3 protein-coding genes are annotated in these 4,037 nt (G+C 61.9%); 1 reads left to right on the top strand and 2 read right to left on the bottom strand.

Annotated features, from left to right (window positions below; genetic code table 11):
• Positions 1-2,130: efflux RND transporter permease subunit (locus AB4Z11_RS25500; protein ID WP_442028587.1), on the bottom strand; the 2,130-nt coding region annotated here is incomplete at its 3' end.
• A gap of 3 nt (positions 2,131-2,133) precedes the next feature.
• Complete coding sequence (locus tag AB4Z11_RS25495) at positions 2,134-3,345, bottom strand: efflux RND transporter periplasmic adaptor subunit (protein WP_442028585.1); 1,212 nt, start codon at positions 3,343-3,345, stop codon at positions 2,134-2,136.
• A 207-nt stretch (positions 3,346-3,552) separates the two neighbouring features.
• On the opposite strand from AB4Z11_RS25495, the gene AB4Z11_RS25490 reads away from it, so the two are divergent.
• Positions 3,553-4,037: PAS domain-containing protein (locus AB4Z11_RS25490; protein ID WP_442028583.1), on the top strand; the 485-nt coding region annotated here is incomplete at its 3' end.

Below are 4,037 nucleotides of genomic sequence, written 5' to 3'. Positions count from 1 at the left end.
GGCCAGCTCGTTGTTGATCTTGACCATGGTGGACGGGCTGGCGCCTTCCTGGCTGTATTCCAGGTCGGCGATGCCTTTGATCTTGCGCATCTTGTCCATCAGTTCCCTGGCGGCGGCATCCAGCTTGGCTTCGTCGGTGCCCAGAATCGCAATGAAGATCGGCTTATTACCGCTCGACATAGTGATGCCGGCCACGGACGCCAGGCGTGCACGGATCGACTTCTCCAGCTCCTGCTGCGAGCGGCGGTGGTGCTTGTTCTTGTCGACCAGCTTCAGGTTCACTTCCGAAGTGTGGCGGCCTTGCCAGGTCACGACGTTGGACAGCATGGTGTCGATTTCCGGGTACTCCTTCTTCAGGATCTCCTCAATCTGCGCCACCTTGGCCGAGTTGTATTCCAGGCTGGAGCCGACCGGCACCTTGAACACCAGATTGACCCAGCCCTGGTCCGTCTCCGGGAACATCTCGCCGCCGATCTTCGGCACCAGCAGCAGGCTGCCGGCAAACAGTGCGAAGGCGAGAGCCAGCGTGGTCTTGCGCCAGTTCAGCGCCACGCCCAGGATCTTCCCGTACAGGACGTGCAGTTTCTCGACCTGGTGCTCGATGCCTTCCATGAAGCGGCCCAGCCAGGGCACATACTTGAAGCGGTTCTTCACCGGGTCATGCCAGACGGAGGAGAGCATCGGGTCCAGGGTGAAGGACACGAACAGCGACACCAGCACAGACACCGCCACGGTCACGCCGAACTGCAGGAAGAAGCGGCCGATCAGGCCCTTCATGAAGGCCACCGGCACGAACACCGCGACGATGGCGAAGGTGGTCGCCATCACGGCGATGCCGATTTCATTGGTGCCGTCTTCCGCCGCCTTGCGGTGATGCTTGCCGAAGCCCAGGTGGCGCACGATGTTTTCTCGCACCACAATCGCATCGTCGATCAGCAGGCCAATGCACAGCGACAGCGCCATCAGGGTCAGGAAGTTCAGCGTGAAGCCGAAAGCCTTCATGGCGATGAAGCTGGCCAGCACGGAGATCGGCAAGGTTAGGCCGGTAATGATGGTCGAGCGCCAGGAATGCAGGAAGAAGAACACGATGATCATCGTCAGCACGGCGCCTTCGATGATGGTTTCCTTCACATTGTCCACCTGGCTCTGCACGCGGTCCGATTGCGAATCGACCACGTGGACCTTGATGTCCGGCGGCAGGGTCTTCTGCATTTCCTGCGCGACCTTGATGACGCCGCGGCCCACTTCCACCACGTTGGCATCCTGCACCTTGGTCACCTGCAGCGAGATGGCGCGCTTGCCATTGACGCGGGCGATGGAATCCGGTTCCGCTTCGCCGTCGAACACGTCGGCCACCTGTTCCAGATACACCGGGCCATTGGCGCGGCGGGCGACAATGATCTTGTTGAATTCCGAGGCTTCTTTCAGCTTGCCTTCCACGCGCACCAGGTCTTCGCTCACGTCGTGCGTGATGCGGCCGGCGGGCAGGTTGGCGTTGGCATCCTGGATGGCCTTGATGATTTCATCCACGCCCACGCCTTGCGCCGTCATCTCGTTCGGCTTCAGGCTCACCTGCAGCTGGCGCTTGGTGGTGCCGAACACACGCACCTGGCCCACGCCCGGCACGCCCTGGAAGCGCTTGGCCAGAATCTGGTCGGTCATGGTGGACAGCTCGCGCAGGCTGCGCGTATCGGAAGTAATGGTCAGCTGGACGATGGCCTGGTCGTTCTCGCCTTCGGCGCGCACGATCAGCGGGTCCTTGGCTTCACGCGGGAAGCGTGGACGCACCAGCGCAATCTTGTCGCGCACGTCCTGCATGGCGCGGTCCATATTGGTGGTCAGGTCGAATTCCAGATAGACGCCGGACTTGCCTTCCCAGGAGTTGGCGCGGATCGACTTGACGCCGCTGACGGTGTTGACGATGTCCTCGATGGGACGGGTGATGTCGTTCTCCACCGCTTCGGGCGAAGCGCCCGGATACTGYACTTCAATCGCAGCGAAGGGCAGGGAGACATTGGGCATGCTTTCCACGCCCAGGCCTGCGTAGGAGGCCAGGCCGAGCACCATCAGCGCCACCATCACCATGGTGGCAAAGACTGGCTGGCGGATGGAGATTTTTGTGATCCACATGGCTTAGCCCCGTGCCAGCATGGCCGGCTTGGCGGCAGGCGTGGCGCTGGTCGGCACCGCCAGCTTGACCTTGGCGCCTGGCTTGACGCCTTCCAGCTTGGCGACGATGACGTTCGCACCGGGCGACAGGCCATCGGTAACCTGGGCATAGCCCTCGTCTTCATTGCGCAGGCCGATGGTGACGTTGCGCGCCACCACCTTGCCGTTCACGACTTCATAGACCACCTGCTGGCCGTTCACGTCGCGCAGCGCGGCGACCGGCACCACGGGCGCATCGTCCGAATGCTCGGTGGTGATGGTGCCCTTGGCGAACATGCCGCCGTGCAGGGCGCCGTCGCCATTGGCCACAGCGATATACACGATGGTCGAGCGCGAACCCAGTTCCGACGTCGGGTTGATGCGCGCCACCTTGCCGTTGAACTGGCGGCCGGCATAGCCTTCGACTTTGAAGCGCACTTCCTGGCCCACTTTCACGCGCGGGATTTCAGTGGTCGGCACCTGGGCTTCCAAGGTCAGCTCATTCAGGCTGACGATGGTGTAGACGGGCATGTCAGGCGCGACTTTATCGCCCGCCTGAACATGACGTTTGGAGACAATTCCGCTGATGGGCGCGCGGACCGTGCTGTCGTTCAGCGCGATGCGGGCAATGTCCACCATGGCGGAAGCGGATTTCACTGCTGCCTTGGCCAGATCGACGGCATTCGATGTGCTGTCGTAGCTGGTCTGCGAGATGTATTTCTGCGTCAGCAGCATGTAGGAGTTGTATTCGTTCTTCTGTGCCAGCTGCAGTTTGGCCTGCGCTTCATCCAGCGCGGCTTGCTGCTGTTGCAGGCGGGCTTTCAGGTCGGCCTGATCCAGACGGACCAGCACATCGCCCTCATGCACGGTGGTGCCTTCGCGCATACCTGACTCATGCACGAGGCCCGACACTTTGGAACGCACGGTTGCCTGTGCCACCGGCATCAGCGAGCCGGAGAGCGGCAAGCTCATTGCGAGCGGACGGCTTTCAATGGCGGTCACATCGGCGCTGGCCAGTTCATAGACAGGCTCCTTGGCCGGAGCCTTGCTGTCGGGCTTTGCCGTTTGCGTTGCGGAAGCTTGCGACTGTGCTTGCATCACAGTCCAGCCGCCGCCCGCCAGTCCCAGCACCACCAGCCCGATCAGGGGGAGGCGCCAGCGTGGGCGGGATTTCAAGGGCAGGGTTGTCAGGTTCATTATTTTACTCATTGGATAAGAGTTGGCCGCTGCCTGCGGTGTGGGATGGTGACACTCTAGGTTTTCACAAGGGAAGGGACCATCGGAATGCGATGAAGCGTGAAAAGCGGTAGCTGAAATGCATAAAGCTGGGATGAAACGCAGGTCAAGGGGAGGACCTTTGCGCCATATCAAATGTGCACTCGCGACTCTCGATAAGAATGGAGAATGCGCCAGCCAGATCCCTCCCCCGCCTCCACCTCAAGCTCAGCTGCTCTCACTGCGCTGGAGCTGATTACGCGCATGGTGGCGGCTCTTGAGCTGACGCCCATGGTGGCCGTTTGCAGCGTCGATCGGGATGGCCTGGTGCGCTTCTGTAACCAGTCCTGCGCCACGCTGTGGGGTGTGACGGTTGGCCAGGCGATGGGGCGGAAGATGTCCGATCTGCTGTCGCATGGCGAACGCCAGGCCGAGCATGACATGCTGATGACCGAGTTGTGGCGCGAGGGCCGCGCTACTCCGGCGGACGACTGGCTGGTACGCACGGCAGCTGGACGCGATCTGTGGCTGTACTCGGCCAAGATCCCGGTGCGCCACGATGGCGAGCTGGCGCAGATCGTTTGTATGGATGTCGACATCACCGAGCGCCGCCAGGCGGCCGATGCGCTACAGGCCGCCGGCACCAACTTCTCCCAGATGTTCGAGCGTTCCAG

It is taken from the genome of Pseudoduganella sp. RAF53_2 (genome assembly GCF_052113985.1).
Taxonomy (GTDB): Bacteria; Pseudomonadota; Gammaproteobacteria; order Burkholderiales; family Burkholderiaceae_D; genus Rugamonas.
This window is presented reverse-complemented; position numbering and strand designations above follow the sequence as displayed.